The sequence below is a fragment of the Secundilactobacillus silagei JCM 19001 genome (assembly GCF_002217945.1).
GTDB lineage: Bacteria > Bacillota > Bacilli > Lactobacillales > Lactobacillaceae > Secundilactobacillus > Secundilactobacillus silagei.
The window spans coordinates 287,699-305,833 of record NZ_BCMG01000002.1 but is presented as its reverse complement, the minus strand read 5'-3'; the positions used below and the strand labels follow the sequence as shown (position 1 = coordinate 305,833).

17 protein-coding genes are annotated in these 18,135 nt (G+C 45.2%); 4 read left to right on the top strand and 13 right to left on the bottom strand.

Going from position 1 to position 18,135, the window contains the following annotated elements:
• Positions 1-2 precede the first annotated feature (2 nt).
• From deoC to CES79_RS03045, 6 genes are all read right to left on the bottom strand, one after another.
• On the bottom strand, positions 3-653 hold the full coding sequence (gene deoC / locus CES79_RS03070) for a deoxyribose-phosphate aldolase (protein ID WP_054656176.1): 651 nt from the start codon (positions 651-653) through the stop codon (positions 3-5).
• Positions 654-886: 233 nt separating this feature from the next.
• Positions 887-1,429 (bottom strand): TetR/AcrR family transcriptional regulator, encoded by a 543-nt coding sequence (locus CES79_RS03065; RefSeq protein WP_089136267.1) that lies wholly within the window; start codon positions 1,427-1,429, stop codon positions 887-889.
• A 98-nt stretch (positions 1,430-1,527) separates the two neighbouring features.
• Positions 1,528-2,751, bottom strand: a complete 1,224-nt coding sequence (locus CES79_RS03060; RefSeq protein ID WP_225362289.1) for an MFS transporter — start codon at positions 2,749-2,751, stop codon at positions 1,528-1,530.
• A gap of 92 nt (positions 2,752-2,843) precedes the next feature.
• Entirely contained in the window at positions 2,844-3,641 is a 798-nt protein-coding gene (locus CES79_RS03055) for a DUF975 family protein (RefSeq protein WP_225362288.1), read from the bottom strand.
• A 115-nt stretch (positions 3,642-3,756) separates the two neighbouring features.
• On the bottom strand, positions 3,757-4,083 hold the full coding sequence (locus tag CES79_RS03050; RefSeq protein ID WP_054656227.1) for an AzlD domain-containing protein: 327 nt from the start codon (positions 4,081-4,083) through the stop codon (positions 3,757-3,759).
• Positions 4,070-4,777 (bottom strand): AzlC family ABC transporter permease, encoded by a 708-nt coding sequence (locus CES79_RS03045; protein ID WP_054656172.1) that lies wholly within the window; start codon positions 4,775-4,777, stop codon positions 4,070-4,072. The genes CES79_RS03050 and CES79_RS03045 overlap by 14 nt, the downstream gene beginning before the upstream one ends.
• Before the next feature lie 168 nt (positions 4,778-4,945).
• On the opposite strand from CES79_RS03045, the gene CES79_RS03040 reads away from it, so the two are divergent.
• Entirely contained in the window at positions 4,946-5,956 is a 1,011-nt protein-coding gene (locus tag CES79_RS03040; protein ID WP_054656170.1) for an aldo/keto reductase, read from the top strand.
• A gap of 71 nt (positions 5,957-6,027) precedes the next feature.
• Here CES79_RS03040 and CES79_RS03035 read toward each other — a convergent pair whose 3' ends face one another.
• From CES79_RS03035 to CES79_RS03020, 4 genes are all read right to left on the bottom strand, one after another.
• The gene (locus CES79_RS03035) at positions 6,028-8,253 is read right to left on the bottom strand and encodes an alpha-galactosidase (RefSeq protein WP_089136266.1); all 2,226 of its coding nucleotides are present in this window, start codon (positions 8,251-8,253) and stop codon (positions 6,028-6,030) included.
• A 280-nt stretch (positions 8,254-8,533) separates the two neighbouring features.
• Positions 8,534-9,511, bottom strand: a complete 978-nt coding sequence (locus CES79_RS03030; RefSeq protein WP_054656168.1) for an aldo/keto reductase — start codon at positions 9,509-9,511, stop codon at positions 8,534-8,536.
• A gap of 193 nt (positions 9,512-9,704) precedes the next feature.
• The gene (locus CES79_RS03025) at positions 9,705-10,463 is read right to left on the bottom strand and encodes an NADP-dependent (R)-specific alcohol dehydrogenase (protein WP_054656166.1); all 759 of its coding nucleotides are present in this window, start codon (positions 10,461-10,463) and stop codon (positions 9,705-9,707) included.
• Between the two features lie 497 nt (positions 10,464-10,960).
• Positions 10,961-11,458 (bottom strand): AP2 domain-containing protein, encoded by a 498-nt coding sequence (locus CES79_RS03020; protein ID WP_054656164.1) that lies wholly within the window; start codon positions 11,456-11,458, stop codon positions 10,961-10,963.
• 516 nt (positions 11,459-11,974) lie between these two features.
• Between CES79_RS03020 and CES79_RS03015 the strand changes: the two genes are divergently transcribed.
• On the top strand, positions 11,975-12,430 hold the full coding sequence (locus CES79_RS03015) for a MerR family transcriptional regulator (RefSeq protein ID WP_089136265.1): 456 nt from the start codon (positions 11,975-11,977) through the stop codon (positions 12,428-12,430).
• 98 nt (positions 12,431-12,528) lie between these two features.
• On the opposite strand, the gene CES79_RS03010 is transcribed toward CES79_RS03015, so the two are convergent.
• From CES79_RS03010 to CES79_RS03000, 3 genes are all read right to left on the bottom strand, one after another.
• Entirely contained in the window at positions 12,529-13,482 is a 954-nt protein-coding gene (locus tag CES79_RS03010) for an aldo/keto reductase (RefSeq protein WP_054656225.1), read from the bottom strand.
• Positions 13,483-13,569: 87 nt separating this feature from the next.
• Positions 13,570-14,532 carry a beta-galactosidase small subunit gene (locus CES79_RS03005; protein WP_054656162.1) on the bottom strand — a complete coding sequence of 321 codons (963 nt, stop codon included), beginning with the start codon at positions 14,530-14,532 and terminating at the stop codon, positions 13,570-13,572.
• On the bottom strand, positions 14,513-16,405 hold the full coding sequence (locus tag CES79_RS03000; protein WP_089136264.1) for a glycoside hydrolase family 2 TIM barrel-domain containing protein: 1,893 nt from the start codon (positions 16,403-16,405) through the stop codon (positions 14,513-14,515). Before CES79_RS03000 ends, CES79_RS03005 begins: the two co-directional genes overlap by 20 nt.
• Positions 16,406-16,656: 251 nt before the next feature.
• Between CES79_RS03000 and CES79_RS02995 the strand changes: the two genes are divergently transcribed.
• Together CES79_RS02995 and CES79_RS02990 are read left to right on the top strand one after the other, a co-directional pair.
• On the top strand, positions 16,657-17,082 hold the full coding sequence (locus tag CES79_RS02995; RefSeq protein ID WP_054656160.1) for an EamA family transporter: 426 nt from the start codon (positions 16,657-16,659) through the stop codon (positions 17,080-17,082).
• 84 nt (positions 17,083-17,166) lie between these two features.
• A complete protein-coding gene (locus tag CES79_RS02990) occupies positions 17,167-18,090 on the top strand; it encodes an AEC family transporter (protein WP_159459448.1) in 924 nt (307 codons plus the stop codon).
• Positions 18,091-18,135 lie beyond the last annotated feature (45 nt).

Below are 18,135 nucleotides of genomic sequence, written 5' to 3'. Positions count from 1 at the left end.
CCTTAATCTGCCGTCACGATCTTGACACTGGCACTGGCACCGATTCGAGTGGCACCCGCGTCGATCATCGCTTCTGCTTCTGCTTTAGAGTGGATCCCGCCGGAAGCTTTGATACCTAACCGGTCACCCACCGTTTCACGCATTAATTTAATATCTTCTACCTTGGCACCAGCCGTTGAGAAACCAGTTGAGGTTTTCACAAAGTCGGCACCCGCTTTTTCTGCTAATTGACAAGCACGTACTTTCTCGTCGTGTGTAAGCAATGCGGTCTCAATAATCACTTTAAGTAGTTTATGTTCTGCATGAACCGCATCCGCTAACGCTTTAATATCTGTTAGAACAGCATCATCATGGTTCGCCTTGAGTTCACCGACATTGATCACCATATCCAGCTCATCAGCACCATCTTTGATTGCCTGCTGGGCTTCAAAGACTTTACTTTCAGTGGAGGTGGCCCCTAGAGGGAACCCAATAACCGTACAAGTATTCACGTCGGAATTTTTCAACTCAGCGGCCGTATGCTTCACCCAATATGGATTGATGCAGACCGAAGCGAAATCATATTTAATGGCTTCTGCAATGACTTTATCGACTTCCGCCTCAGTGGCGTCCGCGTTTAAAATGGTGTGGTCGATGTACTTGGCTAATTTCATAATCGATTCTCCTTTATTCAAAATATAAAGTGTAATTAGTAATTTGTAACCGTTTCCATAATATCATGCCACAAACAGCGTGTATATGGATATGCTAAAATAAAGCAAACTTTGTGCATTTTTTAATTTGTACCTCATAATTGGTACAAAATAACCGTACAGTTAAACTGTACGGTTAAGTGTTTAAGATAAAAGTATATGTCATTGCGTTTCTAGTGATCAAAACAGACTGGCTAATTTTGCTGAAAAAGGCTTTCAATTTCCTGAATGGCCGTTTCTAGCTGCGCATGGTTAATTTTGGCTGTGCCTTCAACCACGTACCGTTCCAAGATGCCCATCAGCATCCCTTCAATAGCACTGATCATGATGGTTTTATTGTGTGATTTTTGAACCGTTGCAATTACTGGATCATCTTGAGGACCGGCCTCCACGCGCCGATGAATCAGTTCCCAGAGAATCTGATTTAAGATCTCATGCAGATCAGAGCGACTCTGCCGGGTCGGCGTCAGGTTGCGCAAAACTGGCCAGTAGGCTTCAACGTATTCAACAAACTGCACGAGTAACGGCTGATCTGGCACCTGCTTTTGAACGGTATCTTCAATTTCCGCCATTAACAAACTTTTCTTATCGTCAAAGTAGCGGTAAAACGTGCTGCGGGTGATAAAACTCGCTGCTGAAATTTCTGAAACACTGATCATATCGTACGGTTTTTCGCTCAGCAGCTCTAAAAAGGCACTTAAAATTTGGCGCCGGGTTCTCTCTTGTGCTTTACCCATAGTCAATTCTCCAATTCTCTCTTAATATTGATTGTCATAATCAAACAATTCTAGAAGAATTGTACTCATTTCAGCACCGTTATTCAAGCAAAAAGCCCTTATTTCTGGGCTTTACTAACCGTTTTATAATCCGCCCTGTAGGCCCAGACTACAATTCCTAAGTTGATAAGGACTAGACCAGTTGTCATTAAAAAGACGTACCGGTAATCTAAAACACCGGCAACCCCAGCAGCCAGCATGGGGCCAACCACTGACCCAATCGCCTGAGCAGATTGGTTATAACTAAAGATCCGGCTAATAGACTCTTTAGGCGTGGCCAAGGTCATGACCGTTTGGGTGATCGGCAGCAACGCCGCGTCTGAGATCCCAACTAAGAACCGGAAGACCCCTAAACTCCACACACTGTGGACAAAAAACATCGGTAAAAACATCGCCGCACAGAAAATCAGCCCAGCAACCAGCACTTTTCGTGGCCCAATGTGGTCGCCTAACGCACCCAACCTGGGAGCAGCCATTAACGTGGCGATCCCTGGTAGAGCAGCAATCACCCCACTGGCCATGGCAATGTTGCCGTGACTATGCATCAATTCCTTGACGAACAAACTGATAATCGGGTTAATGGAAGTCGTGGCGGCTTGAATCAGCATGGATGATAGGATCATCGCCCAGACCACCCGCACGTGCTTGATACCAGTAAAGGCACTGCGCTCAGCATACTTCGGGTTATCCAGTGGGTGAAAATCCTCTTTAACAAAGTAAAGTGTCATAAATGACGCAATCAGCATCATGCCACCAAACATGAAGAATGGAATTCGGTAGCCAAAGAGGCCCGCGATGTAGCCACCAATAATGGGGCCGACCAGCATGCCGCCGACACTGCCAGTCGTTAGCGTCCCCATGGTCTGACCACTTTTATGTGCTGGCACTTCACTAGCCATTAGCGCGTAGGCGTTATTGATGTAGCCAGAAAAACCGCCTTGAATGACCCGTAGCGTAATTAACGTCCACACATTAGGCGAAAATCCGGTTAAAGTCGCCGTCACGGTCATCCCAATAGCCGCCCGCATCAGCATCGGTTTACGGCCAGTCTTATCGGCTAATTTGCCCCAAAACGGGGACACGATTGCCTGACTGAAAAACGTACCGGAAAACGCGAGGCCGGCATACAAGGTTAATTGCCACTTGGGGAAGTTACCCATTTCACTGATAAACAGCGGTAAAAACGGCAGACTCATACTGGAGCCCGCACCCGTAATAAAGTTACCCAGCCACAGCGCATAGAGATTTTTTTGCCACTGCGGCATTTTTTTCACATTTGACATAGGACCATCCTCAATATGTATTTTATAAATATAGTTTAGCACTTCGTTACATCAAAAAAGGCGCCAAATTGGCACCCTAGATAACGTTTAGTTTATTGATCATCACGAGAATCATTATCTTCATGTGACTTGGAATCTGGATAAAAAGTTTCGGTTGGTGCTGAATTAGAATTCTTACTATCATCATCAGTTGGGTTAACTACCGTTGGACCCTCAGTTTTCTCATCATCAGTTTGAGCACCTTCAGCAGCCAATTTGACATAAAAGTTAGCGTAAGTCTGGCGCATATAGGGATAGACCCAGATGATTGGAATAATGATGATACATGCGAAGCCCCAGCCGATAAAGCTTAACCCCATAACGAAGTATTCCCATTTGTGACCATCCATCATTTTACGGCTCAGGGTAATCGCTTCTAAAAAGCCGATTTTCTTACCCTGATCCAAATAATCACGATAGATATAAATCGCCTGCGAATATGCCAATGACTTAATAATACCTGGAACAACTAATAACAGACTCCAAAGAATGGTAAAGATATCCACTAGAAGGATCAGAGCTAGTGAACCCAAAAAATAGGCGCCACGGTTAAAGATCGTAAACGACTTGCTGACCGGTGCAGAAAAGTCACCCACACCCCGCTGCAGATCGATCATCACAAACGAAACGCCAGCCATCAATAATGCGACCACAATGTTGAGTAAACTCAACCAGTCGCTGCCACCAAAATTATTGCCGTTATTGAACGCTAGGTTACCAAAGCCCACTGCAAAACTAAGAATATAAATTGGTAAAAATAAGAGCAAATAGAAACTAAAGTTTTTGTCTAAGAACCCCCGTGCGTCGCTTTTAAATTGACGACGCCGACTTGCCATTGTTTCCTCTTCCATAATGGAAAATCTCCTCTCAAATTGGTTCGTCATGCAAACCGAACACTCCAAAATGAGTATACTAATATTACAGAAATGTGTCAATTTAATAGTAATTAAAGTATAAGCAAACAATCTAAATCAATAAATTAACGACAGCCAGCGAGATCACGCCGACGATGACAATAACCAATAAGTTTTTGCTGATCATCGCGCTGATCAAGGTTGGAATACTGGCCAGCGCATTGGGTACATTGAGGCTGGGAAACTGACCGAGATGCTGAATAAATAAACTCTCCATCCACAGCGCCGTCATAATACAGATCGGGACGAAGCCGAGAAAGTTCACGATAATTTTGGGCAGCTTAAACTGCTTTAACAGGATAAACGGCACGACCCGTGATAACCAGGTCACTAGTCCGCTACCGAGAATCACCAGTAATACATAACTACTTAATGCCATGTTTTAACACCACCCCAAACGCGCAGCCCAGTAAGGTTACGACTAATAACAGCCCATTTTGCGGTAACCACCGCATGCCCAAATACATGAGCACGACGACAAATAAGATCACAAGGACTTGGACCAGCAACTTGATCGTCCGGTCTGAGATCATCTGCAAGTATAACAGACCAATAAACATGGCCACTAGCGCAAAGCTGAACCCGTATTTTTCCGGATTATTAATGAGATTACCCAGCATGCCACCCACTGCAGAGGCAAATGCCCAAACCAAGTAAGCAAACAAATTGGCCGTATCCAGCCAGCGGAAATTCAATTTTCGGCCGGTATAATTGAGTTTGTTCATACTCAGCGCAAAAGTCTCATCCGTCAGCAAGGTGCCCGCCCAGATGTTTTTGGCCATACTTTCATGCGACAAATAGGGTGCCACCACCGTACTCATCAAAATCATCCGCGCGTTCACTAAGAAAACGGACAGCACAATTGAACCAACCCCCGCGTGCAGCGCAATCAAACTGACGATCACAAATTCGGCTGAACCTGCATATGTAATTAAAGACATTAACAAGATTTCTAAAACGCTAAGCCCATTAGCTTTGGCTGTAATCCCAAAGGCTAAGGCAATCCCGATATAACCAAAAACGGTTGGTAAGGTTTCTTGCAGCGCCGATCTAGTATCTAAGTCTGAAGTCATTCTTATCATCCCCTTATTTTTTCACTAATGAATTTATCTTACGGGTTCGCTATAAGCGTGTCAAGAACTGATTTAACGGGCTTCACAGCTTTGAGCTAACTGTTAATGCTGATTTAAAAATGCGTTATAATGTAATCGGTTACTCATTTAAATTAGGAGGTACAGTACATGTATGAAGCAAATCCCAAACGTTATGACAACATGGTCTATAACCGGCTTGGCGACAGTGGCTTAAAGCTGTCCGCCATCGGTTTAGGCCTCTGGCACAACTTTGGCAGTGTCGATGCTTATGAGAATCAACGGGCGATCGTGCAGCAAGCCTTTGATCTCGGTATTACCTATTTTGATTTAGCTAATAATTACGGTCCTGAACCCGGCAGCGCCGAAGAAAACTTCGGCCGGATCATGGCCACTGATATGAAACCCTATCGTGATGAGATGGTGATTGCCAGCAAGGCCGGTTACGAAATGTGGGATGGCCCTTATGGTAACTGGGGCTCGCGCAAGTCGATCATTGCCAGTGCTGATCAAAGTCTCAAACGCATGGGCTTAGACTACGTGGACATTTTCTACAGCCACCGTGCCGACCCGGAAACTAACGTGTATGAAACCGCTCAGGCACTGGATAGTCTGGTGCGTGAAGGTAAAGCGCTGTACGTTGGTATTTCCAACTACAGCGGTGCCCAAACCGAAGCGATTATTAAATGCTTTGAGGATATGCATACGCCGTTCGTGGTTCATCAGCCACGCTATAACATGTTCAACCGCGGTGTGGAAAAAGACCTCTTCCCCGTTTTGAAAAAGTACCATAAAGCAGCGGCTGGTTTTAGTTCACTTTGCCAGGGCCTGTTGACGGATAAGTATCTGAACGGGATCCCCAAGAATTCACGGGCGGCTAAATCGACCAGTCCCTTCTTGGAACCCAAGCAAGTTGAAGAAACCTTAAAGACCGTCAAAGCCTTAAACGAAGTCGCTGAATCACGCCACCAGACCTTAGCTGAAATGGCCTTAGCCTGGAACTTACGTAAACCCGAACTGGCCAGCGTCTTAGTCGGTGCCAGCCGGCCACAGCAGTTAGTCGACAACGTCAAAGCACTGGATCATCTTGAATTTTCTGATGAAGAACTAAAGACGATTGATGACATTTTAGGTAAACAAGGTTCAATCGACTGGGCCTAATCGTTTAAAACAACTGAAAAAGTCCGCTTATCAGTCAATGCGACTGACAAGCGGACTTTTCTATACTTAAGTTACTTAGCAACATCGATCATAAAGCGGCGTGAGCTGAAGTCCACGGACTTTTTAACGTCCGCGTCCTCGTCAAATTCACTGCCGATAAATAAACCGGCATTCATCAATTCATCACCGTAATAGGTTTCGTCACTGTCATTCACGCGGTACTGTTTGTCGGGATCTAACCCCCGCAAATAGAGCCGTTCGTACGGTGCGTTGGGATGGTTCAGCAGTTGATACCGGGTGGCAATGGCGTGATCTTGATCGTCATCAACTACGACCCAGCTCATCACGTTGCCATCACCGTTAAATGGACTGTCCAGCCGGTATAATTTACCGAACTGATACAAAGCCCGGTGCTGCTTGTAAAAGGCGACCTGCTTTTTAACGGCCTGTTTTTCTGCATCCGACATCTTGGAAATATCTAATTCATACCCAAAGGCGCCATAAAAGGCAACGTTAGCCCGAGTTTCCAGTGGCGTAATCCGCCCAGTCTGTTCGTTAGGCACAGCGGAAACGTGTGATCCCATCATGGACTGCGGATAACCGTAACTAGTCCCGAACTGAACCTTCATTCGTTCGGCAGCATCCGTATCGTCACTAGCCCAGGCTTGAGGCGCATAATACATCATCCCAAGATCAAAACGGCCACCGCCGGATGCACAGGATTCAAACAAAACATCCGGATACGCCTGAGTTAAGCGGGCATAGAGGTTATAAACACCGAGAATATAGCGGTGCGGCATCTCTAACTGGCGGTCGGCTGGTAAGGCTGTGCTGTACATTTCTGTGATATAACGGTTCATATCCCATTTAATATAATCCAGCTTGGTTTCTTTGATCACCTTGCTCATCATTTTATAGATGTAATCCACCACTTCTGGCCGGCTAAAATCGAGGACGTACTGGTTACGTTCCGGAGTGGCACGACGTTTAGGCGTGTGAATCATCCAGTCAGGGTGTTTTTGGTACAGCTTGCTATCGATGGAAATCATTTCTGGTTCAAACCAGAGACCAAACTTTAAGCCTAAATCGTGAACTTCATCAGCAAAGGTACTGATCCCCTTTGGCAGCTTTTTGAGGTCGGCAAACCAATCCCCTAGTGACGACTTATCATCGTTCCGGTGACCAAACCAGCCGTCATCCAAAACAAACATCTCGATACCAAGCTTCTTGGCCTGTTTAACGATCGGCATCAGTTTTTTATCGGTAAAATCAAAGTAAGTGGCTTCCCAGTTGTTCACTAGAATTGGGCGCTCCATGCGCTTGTACTTGGCGTTAACTAAGTGTTCCTCATAAAAGGCAGCTAATTGCTGACTGAGTTGATTCATCCCATCCGCCGTATAGGTCATCACTGCTTCTGGCGTTTGAAATTCTTTGGCTGGCTCCAGTTGCCACTCAAATTCGTCTGGATTGATGCCGACTAATACCCGGCTGGTATTCCACTGATCAACTTCAACTTGGTCTAAGAAGTCGCCGGAATAAATCAGGTTAAACCCAAAGACTTCACCAGCATCATCGGTCGTGTTGGGCCGTGCCAGCATCATGAACGGATTTTCCTGGTGACTGGAAGTTGTTCGCACAGAATCAATGGCTTGAAGGCCAGCCCGCAGCGGTGTCCGGACCAAATGGCGTTCCCGGGCCCAGGTCCCAGCGAACTGCACCAGATCATACTGCTTATCTGGCAGATCTAACTGCGCACTGTGAGCAGCGTTTAACGTTACCGATTCAGTGCCGTGATTCTTAAAGTTGGCACTGCGGACAATCACGTCTTGGTGCGGAAAGACGGTATAGTTGAGTTCTAGTTCCAGCTGAATCAAGTCATCCGTTAAATGCACGGTCAGCGTTTCAGCGTCATCTTCAGTATCATCAAAGGTTGAAGGCAGCCCCTTTAGCCGTTTTTTGCCGGAGACGACCTCATAATGATCATATTGAAAGTCCGTAATACGACTGCCATTTGACTGGGTCACTTGATAAGCCGGCCGGCGATAATCACCAGTGCCAGTATCGGAATATTCCTGTCTGATCGCCCCTATTTGAAAATCGGGTTCATCCAGCGAATAAGCTGGGGTCGCCGTCTTCAATTCCCGCTTTAATAGATGGTTATATTGCGGCTCGACGTGAATTTTCTTACCATAGTAAACCTGTCCTAAAATACCGTGTGCCAAAACCTGAAAAATATAACTCGTGTGGTCCGTTTGTAAATGAAATGTTTGGTGCGTTTCGTCAACGTGAATTGCCAATATTTGTTACCCCTTTCAAGATATGTATTGCTGATCAATCTTTTTAAAGCGCTTTCTATTTTCTCTAACTTAACCGTTCTTGTAAGGCAAAGCCCGGCCCTACACTCTTACTTTACCACTTTCTTAGAGCATCTCAACCGCACCTATTTCACTAACAGCTGCCGTTAAGACACCAGATGATGCTGAAACATCGCTAACTTAGCCAAAACAAAAAGCCTGAATGACCAATCAATAATGACTAGTCAGTCAGACTCCTTTTAATTTGCCAATACAGCATTAATTACCAGAGATAATCAACCGGGTTTTTAATGTATTGATCATAAACATCTTGAACGACCTGCATTTGTTCAGGCTTTAGGGCTGGCAGATCTGAGGCAACCGTGTTGCGTTCGATCTGTTCTGGTGAACTGGCACCAGGAATAGCAGCAGTAACGGCGTCAAACATCAAGATATAACGCAGTGCAGTGGCGGCTAAATTATCCGTACCAAGCCGCTGCTTCAATTCTTGGGCAGCCTTGACCCCAGTCAAATAGTTCACGCCAGAGAAAGTTTCACCCTTATCAAAGAGCTCGCCATTCCGGTTAGTGGTCCGCTGATCTTCTTTGCCAAACTTCGTATCAGCAGTGAACTTACCAGTCAGTAAACCACTAGCTAATGGAACTCGGGCTAAAATGCCCACGTTGTTCTTCTTGGCGAGGTCAAAGAATAACTTTGATGGGCGCAGACGGAACATGTTGAAGATGATTTCAACGGCTGAAACGTCATAATCCATCGCTTTGATAGCTTCTTCAACCCGTTCAACACTGACACCGTAGTTCTTAATCTTACCAGCTTTCTTCAGCTTATCCAACGTGAAGAAGGTTTCCGGTGTGTAATAGATCGACATTGGCGGACAGTGGAGCAACACGAGATCCAAAGCTTCTAAGCCCATGTTAGACAATGACTCGTCCACGTAGCGGGTGAGATGTTCCGGATTAAAGTGTTCCGTGCTCAACGGTTCTTCTTTACGGCCAATCTTAGTTGTAAAGTGAACGTCTGGATGCGCCTTAACAAACGCCCCCACCGCTTTTTCACTGTTGCCGCCCTGATAGCCATCGGCAGTATCAAAGAAGTTGACACCTTGTTCATAGGCTTCTTCCAAGGTTGCATTGGCATCGTCAATATCAAATGGTGCGCCCCATTTGCCGCCAAGCTGCCAAGTCCCTAAAGAAACGTCACTAATGTTAAACCCAGTTTTTCCAAGTGTACGATAATTCATAGTAAGCTCCCCTTCATCACACGATTTATTCTTAAGCTTGCCTTAATTATAGAAGTTAGAGTGGGGTGTAAGTCAAGAAACATCATTTAAAATATCTAAGCCAGAGTTTCTATAGTTAGCAAGAACGAAAAAAGACCAGTTCGAAAACGAATTGGCCTTACTGAAAGTTTTAATAATCATCATTAAGTTTATTTTATTGAGCGGTGTAACCACCATCAACCACAAATTCTGAACCAGTGGCGAACTTCGATTCATTGGAAGCTAGATAAACGCACATGTAGGCAATATCGTCCGGTTCACCAATGTGGCCCATTGGTGTCTTAGTGCGTTGCGACATAGCTTCTTCGGCACCCTCTAGATCATCAACTAACGGCGTCTTAATGTATCCTGGGTGAACCGTGTTAACCCGCACACCATAGTCCTTTAAGGCACAGTCTAAAGCTGCTGATTTAGACATGATCCGAACGGCCCCTTTAGAAGCGTTATAAGCCCCTAGATCAGGATCGCCAATAAAGCCTTCAATTGAGGACATGTTAATGATTGAAGCGCCCAGGTTCTTGTTCTTCATCCGCTGAATGGCAAGCCGGGTGCCAAAGAAGACACCATCTAAGTTAACGGATAAGAGTTTATGCCATTCTTCAGTGGTTGTGTTCTCAATGCTCTTGCTAACTGCAATTCCGGCATTGTTAACCAACGTTGAAACCGGGCCAAACGCCTTTTCAGTTTCATCAAATAAGTCCGTCCAGCCAGCTTCATCAGCAGCATCGTGTTTGATGAAACGAATCACATCTGGGCCACCGATGCTCTTGGCTGCCTTTTCACCAACATCCGCATGCCGACCCGTAATGACGACTTTTGCGCCCTCATCCACAAACCGCTTAGCGATCCCTAAGCCAATACCCAGCGTACCACCAGTAACAATTGCAACTTTACCCTTTAAACGATCTGTCATAATTAAGCACCTCCGTAGAATTACATCAGTTGATGTTAATTAAGAGTATACCTGCTTTTTGCTCAAAAAGATAGTACTTTTATTCACAAAATCAGCATTTTCATTAATTCATTCAATAATCTTAAAATTAATGAAAGCTAAATCATATTGTTTAATCACTTATATATCACCAATAGTATGATGTACAACACTTTAAATAAATAACATCAATTTACAATTATTAAAGTTAATTAAATTACATAGATTACCTATTTTCAATAAATAACACTCAGTACAATTAAAAATAACCTGTGTCATAGGTCGATGTTGATAAGTATCCTAATATGTACACTCCTTCGATATGGCCTAATAGTGCGCCAAAACTCAGCTTCCGGCCATTTAACCTAAATAAGGCCTATTCCGATAAAGTTCATCGAAATAGGCCTTATTTAGGTTAAATTCTGGAATCTACCGCGTTTCGTCACACACTCAAATCACCGATTTTACTCTTTTATACGTTAAACGTTTTCCGGTTCTTCAACGCGCTTACGTGTGATTCCCAGATACATTTCTTCAGCTTCTCGCCGCGCTTCAATCGCTTCAGTGATCGTTTTAAAGCTCTTCAGTAAAACGTATTTGTGGTCGATCATTAAGCGGGCAAACCACTTACCCGTCTGCCGGTCAAAGGAAACCCCAATGACCCCGCTTTTATTACGGGCAGATTCTGAGATTGAACTCAGTGAAACACCATTTTCATCCCGTAGTTGGTCAGAGCGACCCATGTAATCCACAAACTTAGGGTTTTTATAGACCCGCTTGCTTGAAAGATCTCGTCTTAGACAGCCACAGCTTTTGGTGATGTGTGACCGTAAACGGACACCATCAACCACCGTTTTATTGCCGCAATCACACTGGCATAACCACATTGCATTGGAATTCGCTGCGTTATTGCCATAATATTTAAGGACCACCAGCCGGCCAAAGCGCTGGTTGGTTAAGTCGATTCTTTTGCTCATATTTGTATGCCATCCTTTTAAATAGTTTACATTCGTTGATTAATCTATTATTAGTATATTTTCTAATTAATATATTGCATATTCAACGAACTACCACTAGCTTTCAGTATTAAAAAACTAATAACTATAATTTTTTGATGATAGTTACTTTTTGGAAAAATAATATCACCTGTTAATGAATGTTCGGTTTTTGGAAGTACCCTAATGTTTACTAAGCGCATTACTATCCCATTCATTGACGTAATTGTACCATTTTTTGAGAAACATTTGGTTTAATTTTACTTAAAATGTTGTCCTACGCAATTATTGGTACAAAATGTAAAATGTGTTTATAAAATAGGTTAACCAACTTAAATTATCCCAAAAGACGCAACGATTGCCGTTCAAATATTCCAAAAATATTCCTTGTAACAGCCGTTTTTAAGCTGGAATTAACCGCTATCGAAAATCAGCTTGAGTTAGAGTATACTCTAACTATTATACTAAATTTAAAAACTAAAAAAGGAGCATATCACCATGACATACTCAATTGGCCAGGTTGCTGAAAAGACTGGCTTAAGCACCTATACCCTACGTTACTATGACCGCGAAGGCCTGATGCCCTTCGTAAAACGGGCCCCTTCTGGGAGACGGGAGTTCACTGATGATAACCTCGATTTTCTTGACCTGATCACCTGCCTGAAAGATACGGGGATGCAGCTTTCGGAGATTCGCCACTTCGTCGAACTAGCGATGCAGGGTGACGCAACGCTCGAGACCCGCCTCAATATTTTCAAGCAACAGCAGCAAGCCGTTCGCGACCAGATTGCACAAGCCAAACGACATTTGGCAAAGCTCGATTACAAGGTGCGTTTCTTCACCGCTGCTTGTGACGCTGGTACTGAAGCCGCCGTTTCGGGTGATTGTGAACTGCCGGGACAGCCCATCGTCATCGATGAAAGTTTACGGGTCAAAAAGGCTCACCCCGCTTAAACTCAGTTTAACCTAAACTAAACGCGCATCAGCCAACCTCTCCTAATAGGAAAGATTGGCTGATGCGCGTTTTAAGTAACTCGATTAAATCACTAATTTTACGGCAACGTATTGCCAGCAGCAAAGTAAATGTCGTACCATTCCTGCTTCGTCAGTTGAACATCAGCGCCAGCAATGCTTTCTTTCAAGTGGTCCTGATTCATTGAGCCTAAGATCACTTGCATGTTAGCTGGGTGACGTAATATCCAAGCAGTTGCAATGGCGTTCTTGGTAACCCCCTTGGCATCCGCTAGTTCCTGCAATTTAGCATTCAATTCTGGGAACTTCGGATTATCAATGAACGGGCCTTCAAAAGTCCCGTATTGATATGGTGACCAAGCTTGAATCGTCATGTTGTGCAGCCGTGAGTATTCGATGATCTCACCGTCATGGTTAACACTGCGGTCGTCGCTCATGTTCATGTGCAGGCCAAAGTCGATTGGACCGGTGTGCATGACACCGAATTGCAGCTGGTTGACCATCAGCTTTTGACTGACTGCTGATTGCAACAGCTCAACTTGCATTGGGTTGCAGTTTGATAAGCCAAAGTGGCGGACCTTGCCGGCAGCCTGCAGTTCATCAAAGGCTGCAGCAACTTGATCTGGCTCCATCAACGCATCTGGCCGGTGCAGCAAGAAGAAGTCCAGGTAGTCGATCCCCATCCGCTGCAAAATACCATCCACGGTTTCTAGTAAATTTTTCTTAGAGAAATCGTAGCGCTTGCCAAAGACCAGGTCACCGTGGCTGCGTTTAGGATCCAACACGATGCCACCCTTTGATTGAATGATGAGGTCTTCACGCTTCACACCCGACTTCTTTAAAGCCTGGCCGAAGATTGTTTCCGACTTGCCACCACCATAAATATTAGCGGAATCAATAAAGTTAACGCCTTTATCAGTCACCGTATCCAGGACTTTAGCAGCATCATCAACGTTTAAGCTCACCATCCGCATGATGCCTAAGGCAACTGCAGAAGCTTGTAAAGTTGTATTTCCGATTGCGACATTTTTCATTTTTTCAAAAAAGCCTCCCTTTTACACATTCATTATAGAAGTTAGAGTGTACTCAAGGTCAACTATTTAGCAACCTTTTTAACAAATTTAAGCGCCTTGAATGACAAATGAGAAGGAATGGTCCTGCTCAGCTGAAATGTGATATTGCTGTTCAACATCCGCACCCCAAGAATCGATACCGCCGACACCGCGGACCGCGCCAAAAACGGTGAGGACCGTGCGGCGTGGTGCTGGTAATTCTTCAATGTGGGTCGCGTTTTCGATCTCTTCAGCGGTATATGGCAAACAGCTAAAGGCGAAGGGGCGATCATTTTGAGCAAATGTCAGGTTAAACACATGACTCGAATGATCGGTATTATCCTGCGTCCGATTACGGGTCACGGTCACTTGTTTGGACTGCATGTGCATCCCGCACTCTTGCGGGACCAAATACTTCGTAACGGGCATGCCATCTACGGTGTAGGTGCCTTTAACACCACCAGCCATCCGGTCAGGGTAAGTTTCACCCGACAGACCATCATATCTGAAGCAAACAGCAGGTGTTGGCATGACAAACCGTAGCCCTAACGCTGGTAATTCCGGTAAACCGGCCTTGCCATGATAATCAACGTTGACCTGAATGTCGCCCTTACCATTAACGGTATAGGCAGCTGTCACCGTCGTTGCCGGCGTGGTCAGCGTTTCATACGTAAAGGTGATCGTGACGTGGTCAGCAAATTCATGGTCGCTGTACTTATTATTCTCGGGTGAGATCGGTAATGCGATGGGCTTATCGTTAACTGCCACCGCAATATCGGTGCATTTCAAAAACATATCCGTGCCTAACCAAGTAGCGGATTTAACGGAAAAGCCGTTACCACGGTCGTTATCGGTGGTTGCCCGCCAAAAGGTTGGCTTGGGTACCCGGTATAACCATTCCTTACCATGCTGAACCAAAGACTCCATGCCGCCGCGTTCATAGCTAAAAATGTAGCCAAAACCGTTACCGCGTAAGCCTAACGTTGCGTCACCATAGATAATTTGAACTTGTTTAGTTGATGTGTTTGCCATAATAGTACTTCACCTCCTGAAGAGCTGGTTTTGGTGTCCGGTCGGCAAATAAGAGACCGTCGCCAGAAAATTCATAATCGGAATGACGGTCATCAAAGTCGCCGCCATACCGCAGAACAGGTTGCCCGGTTACTTCATCTTTAACTTCAATGGCTTGGTCAATAAAGTCCCAGATAAAGCCACCTTGATACATCGGATACTTATCGATTAAATCGTTGTAAGACGACATGCCGCCCAGTGAGTTCCCCATATCATGCATGAACTCACAGTCAACAAACGGCTTCTTGGGATCATTGTCGAGATACTTTGCGATTTCCTTTGGCGGATCATACATCATACTTTCCATGTCGGAAATTCGGTCTTCATAGACCCGGTTACGGCAGACCCCTTCGTAATGGACAAGACGGGTATTATCGTGATCTTTATAAAAGGCGTTCATGGCCGCAATGTCATCACCAGCATAGGCTTCGTTACCCAGTGACCAGAATAAGATCGCGGTGTGGTTCTTAAACCTTTCAAAATTACTGCGAGCCCGGTCGACCACTGCTTCACGCCATTCCGGTAATGAACCGGGAACGTTATAAGACGGCTCAACAGCACCCATCTTCTGCCAGGTCCCGTGAGATTCTAGATTATTTTCTGCCATCATATAAACGCCGGCTTGATCGCACAGGTAATACCATTCGTCGCGATCAGGATAGTGACAAGTCCGCACCGCGTTAATGTTATTTTCTTCGAAGGTCTTCAGATCTTGCTTCATATCTGCAACGGAGATGACCCGGCCGCTCTTAGCGTTCCATTCGTGACGGTTGACGCCGTTTAAAATGATCCGCTTACCGTTTAGCAGCATGATCTTATTCTTCATTTCAACCCGTCTGAAACCGAATTGATAGGGTACGATTTCAACGACTTGGCCCTGTTCGTCCAGCACGGTGATCTTTAGCTGATACAAATAAGGATCCGTATGCTGCCACAAATGAACGTTAGGGAATGTTTGATGGTTGATCTCAATGTCATCATTGACTGGCTTTTGAGTATCAAAAAGGCTCTGACCATCATCATCCGTAATGCCGATTTGAACGCTGCCCTTAGCATTCGACTGCCGGTTAAGCTTGAGCTTGAGGCTAAAGTCGCCAGTGGTGTAATCGTCAGCTAAATTGCCAATGATCCGCATGTCTTGCACGTGGATCGCAGGTTCGCCAACTAACCGCACACTGCGGAAGATGCCGGAAAACCGGAACATATCTTGGTCTTCAATGAAGGCCGCCGTACTGCGTTTGAAGACTTCAACCGCAATCAAATTTTCCCCGTCTTTGAGATAGGGTGTTAGATCAAATTCGGACTGGGAGAAACTGTCTTCGGCGTAACCGACGAACTGCCCGTTCAGCCAGAGATACATTGCCTGTTCGACACCGTCAAACTGAACAACGACCCGCTTATTACGAAGTTTAGGATTCAGCTCAAAGGTTTTCAGGTAGGCACCGACGTAGTTATCCTCGCCGTTGCTGAACATGCCTTCGCCCTTTTGATCCTTGCCTAACGCGTAGGCTGGGCGCCGATAGTCCTTACCTTCCCAGGGATAAGTCGTATTAATATACTTCAACCGGCCATAACCCGCAATTTCAATGTGTTCTGGTACCGTAATGGTATCGAAATCGCTACGGTCATAATCCGGTGCATAAAAGCCAATTGGCCGCTCCTTAGGCTGCTTAGCAAACTTAAACTGCCAAGTCCCATCGAGTGATTGTGCAAATTGACTCTGACCAGCATTTAAATCAGTCTCACTCTGATAAAAATGGTGATCGCTATGAACTGGTAGCTGATTGACCCGGAATGTTTCAGGATCATCCAGCCAGCTTAATTCTGGTTTCATGATTTAAAACCTCCTCATGCTAAACGTTTTATTAAGCGCTTACACGTTCATCATAGATGATTTTTCAGTAAACTAACAGCCCATTTAACTAAAATTTTACTGATTTTTTTACTTAGCAAACCCTTAGTTATTACCATTCAGCGGTGAACACTTGTTTCAGGCTGGTGCTTAACCGGCCGTACCTGCTCAAAGCACCCTAATTTAATACGGTATAATAGGAACTAACCATTCAATCAAAGGAGCAACTTACTATGCCGACTTATTTCTGGCCACTTATTCTCACCGTTTTTGCTAACATGTTATACCAACTGTCAGCTCGGGACGTCTCCCACACCATCGACCCATTCTTTTCGCTGATCATTACCTATGGCGTTGCGCTATTGGGTTCGCTGATCTTATACCTAGTCGGCGGCAAGCAGCAGTCTTTGAGTTTTGACCTCCACCAGGTCAACTGGGCTTCCATCACGATGGGACTAGCCATTATCTTTATCGAATTCGGCTACATGCTGTCCTATAAAGCCGGCGCCCCAATTGGTTCTACCGCCATGACGGTGAACATTATTTTGACTTTACTACTGATTCCCATTGGCCTCATCTTTTTGCAGGAAAGCTTTACGCTGCGCAATACCGTTGGGGTAGTTTTAGCCGTGGCAGCGATCTATCTGTTAAATAGCTGATACGTGCTATTGCCTCACAGGCTTACATCTTCCGACACATAGTCCTATAATAAATATTATCTGCATATGAAGGAAGGAACTGTCGTGACAATCGTACGGGTCATTTTTGGCCAGACTGCTATCATGTTTCTGATCATGCTGATTGGCTTTCTCTGTTTTCGAGTCGGTCTAGTCGACGAATCAGGCAGTCAGCAAATTTCCAATATCGTGATTTACATATCTAACCCAGCGTTGCTGTTAAATTCATTTATCGGTAACCTGAAAGCTTCCCAAATGCTGGATGGCCTGTGGTGTCTGATCATCCTGATCGTGATGATGCTGGTCACCATCGCGTTCGCCAAGCTGTTTTTCCGCAAACCGGAGCAGATGCTGATTCGCTTCGCGTTGATCTTCGCCAACCTAGGCTTTATTGGCCTACCGCTGTCAAAGGCGGTTCTAGGAACTGGCAGCGTGTTTTACATGAGTATCTTCGTAGGTGTGTCCAACTTCTCGCTGTGGACCTACGGGATCTATATGATCTCCGGTGATAAGCGCACGATTCAACTCAAACGGCTGGTGGTCAATCCGGCCATTCTAGCCTTGGTCTTTGGTCTGTTGTTTGCGTTGACCGGTGTCACCTTGCCGCCAATCTTAGGCAAGACCGTCTCCGACCTCGCCAACATGAACCTGCCGCTGGTCATGATCGCCATGGGCTGCTACCTGGCACAAGGCAATATTCGTAGCGCACTCAAGAGTAAAGCTTTGTACCAAGCCATTGGTGCTCGGCTGATCATTGCACCGCTGATCGTCCTGGTGATTTTGCAATTCGTGCCCAATCATTTTATGATGGTTAAAAACGTCATCCTACTGGGACAAGCTACTCCGGTGGCTGCGTTGATGGCCATCTTCAGCCATACGTTTCATCGCAATGCACTCTTTAGTACCACGGTTGTGGGGCTAACCACCCTGTGTTCTCTAGTCACCATTCCGCTATTCATGGGACTGGCACAATGGCTCTGGCACCTGTAATGTAGCCAAATTAAAAGCGTCCATTTGACAATTCAGTCAAACGGA

What these genes read in the sequence shown, in the direction of transcription:
- deoC (WP_054656176.1), bottom strand. Translation starts at nt 653, where the DNA reads ATGAAATTAGCCAAGTACATCGACCACACCATTTTAAACGCGGACGCC.
- CES79_RS03065 (WP_089136267.1), bottom strand. Translation starts at nt 1,429, where the DNA reads ATGGGTAAAGCACAAGAGAGAACCCGGCGCCAAATTTTAAGTGCCTTT.
- CES79_RS03060 (WP_225362289.1), bottom strand. Translation starts at nt 2,751, where the DNA reads ATGTCAAATGTGAAAAAAATGCCGCAGTGGCAAAAAAATCTCTATGCG.
- CES79_RS03055 (WP_225362288.1), bottom strand. Translation starts at nt 3,641, where the DNA reads ATGGAAGAGGAAACAATGGCAAGTCGGCGTCGTCAATTTAAAAGCGAC.
- CES79_RS03050 (WP_054656227.1), bottom strand. Translation starts at nt 4,083, where the DNA reads ATGGCATTAAGTAGTTATGTATTACTGGTGATTCTCGGTAGCGGACTA.
- CES79_RS03045 (WP_054656172.1), bottom strand. Translation starts at nt 4,777, where the DNA reads ATGACTTCAGACTTAGATACTAGATCGGCGCTGCAAGAAACCTTACCA.
- CES79_RS03040 (WP_054656170.1), top strand. Translation starts at nt 4,946, where the DNA reads ATGTATGAAGCAAATCCCAAACGTTATGACAACATGGTCTATAACCGG.
- CES79_RS03030 (WP_054656168.1), bottom strand. Translation starts at nt 9,511, where the DNA reads ATGAATTATCGTACACTTGGAAAAACTGGGTTTAACATTAGTGACGTT.
- CES79_RS03025 (WP_054656166.1), bottom strand. Translation starts at nt 10,463, where the DNA reads ATGACAGATCGTTTAAAGGGTAAAGTTGCAATTGTTACTGGTGGTACG.
- CES79_RS03020 (WP_054656164.1), bottom strand. Translation starts at nt 11,458, where the DNA reads ATGAGCAAAAGAATCGACTTAACCAACCAGCGCTTTGGCCGGCTGGTG.
- CES79_RS03015 (WP_089136265.1), top strand. Translation starts at nt 11,975, where the DNA reads ATGACATACTCAATTGGCCAGGTTGCTGAAAAGACTGGCTTAAGCACC.
- CES79_RS03010 (WP_054656225.1), bottom strand. Translation starts at nt 13,482, where the DNA reads ATGAAAAATGTCGCAATCGGAAATACAACTTTACAAGCTTCTGCAGTT.
- CES79_RS03005 (WP_054656162.1), bottom strand. Translation starts at nt 14,532, where the DNA reads ATGGCAAACACATCAACTAAACAAGTTCAAATTATCTATGGTGACGCA.
- CES79_RS03000 (WP_089136264.1), bottom strand. Translation starts at nt 16,405, where the DNA reads ATGAAACCAGAATTAAGCTGGCTGGATGATCCTGAAACATTCCGGGTC.
- CES79_RS02995 (WP_054656160.1), top strand. Translation starts at nt 16,657, where the DNA reads ATGCCGACTTATTTCTGGCCACTTATTCTCACCGTTTTTGCTAACATG.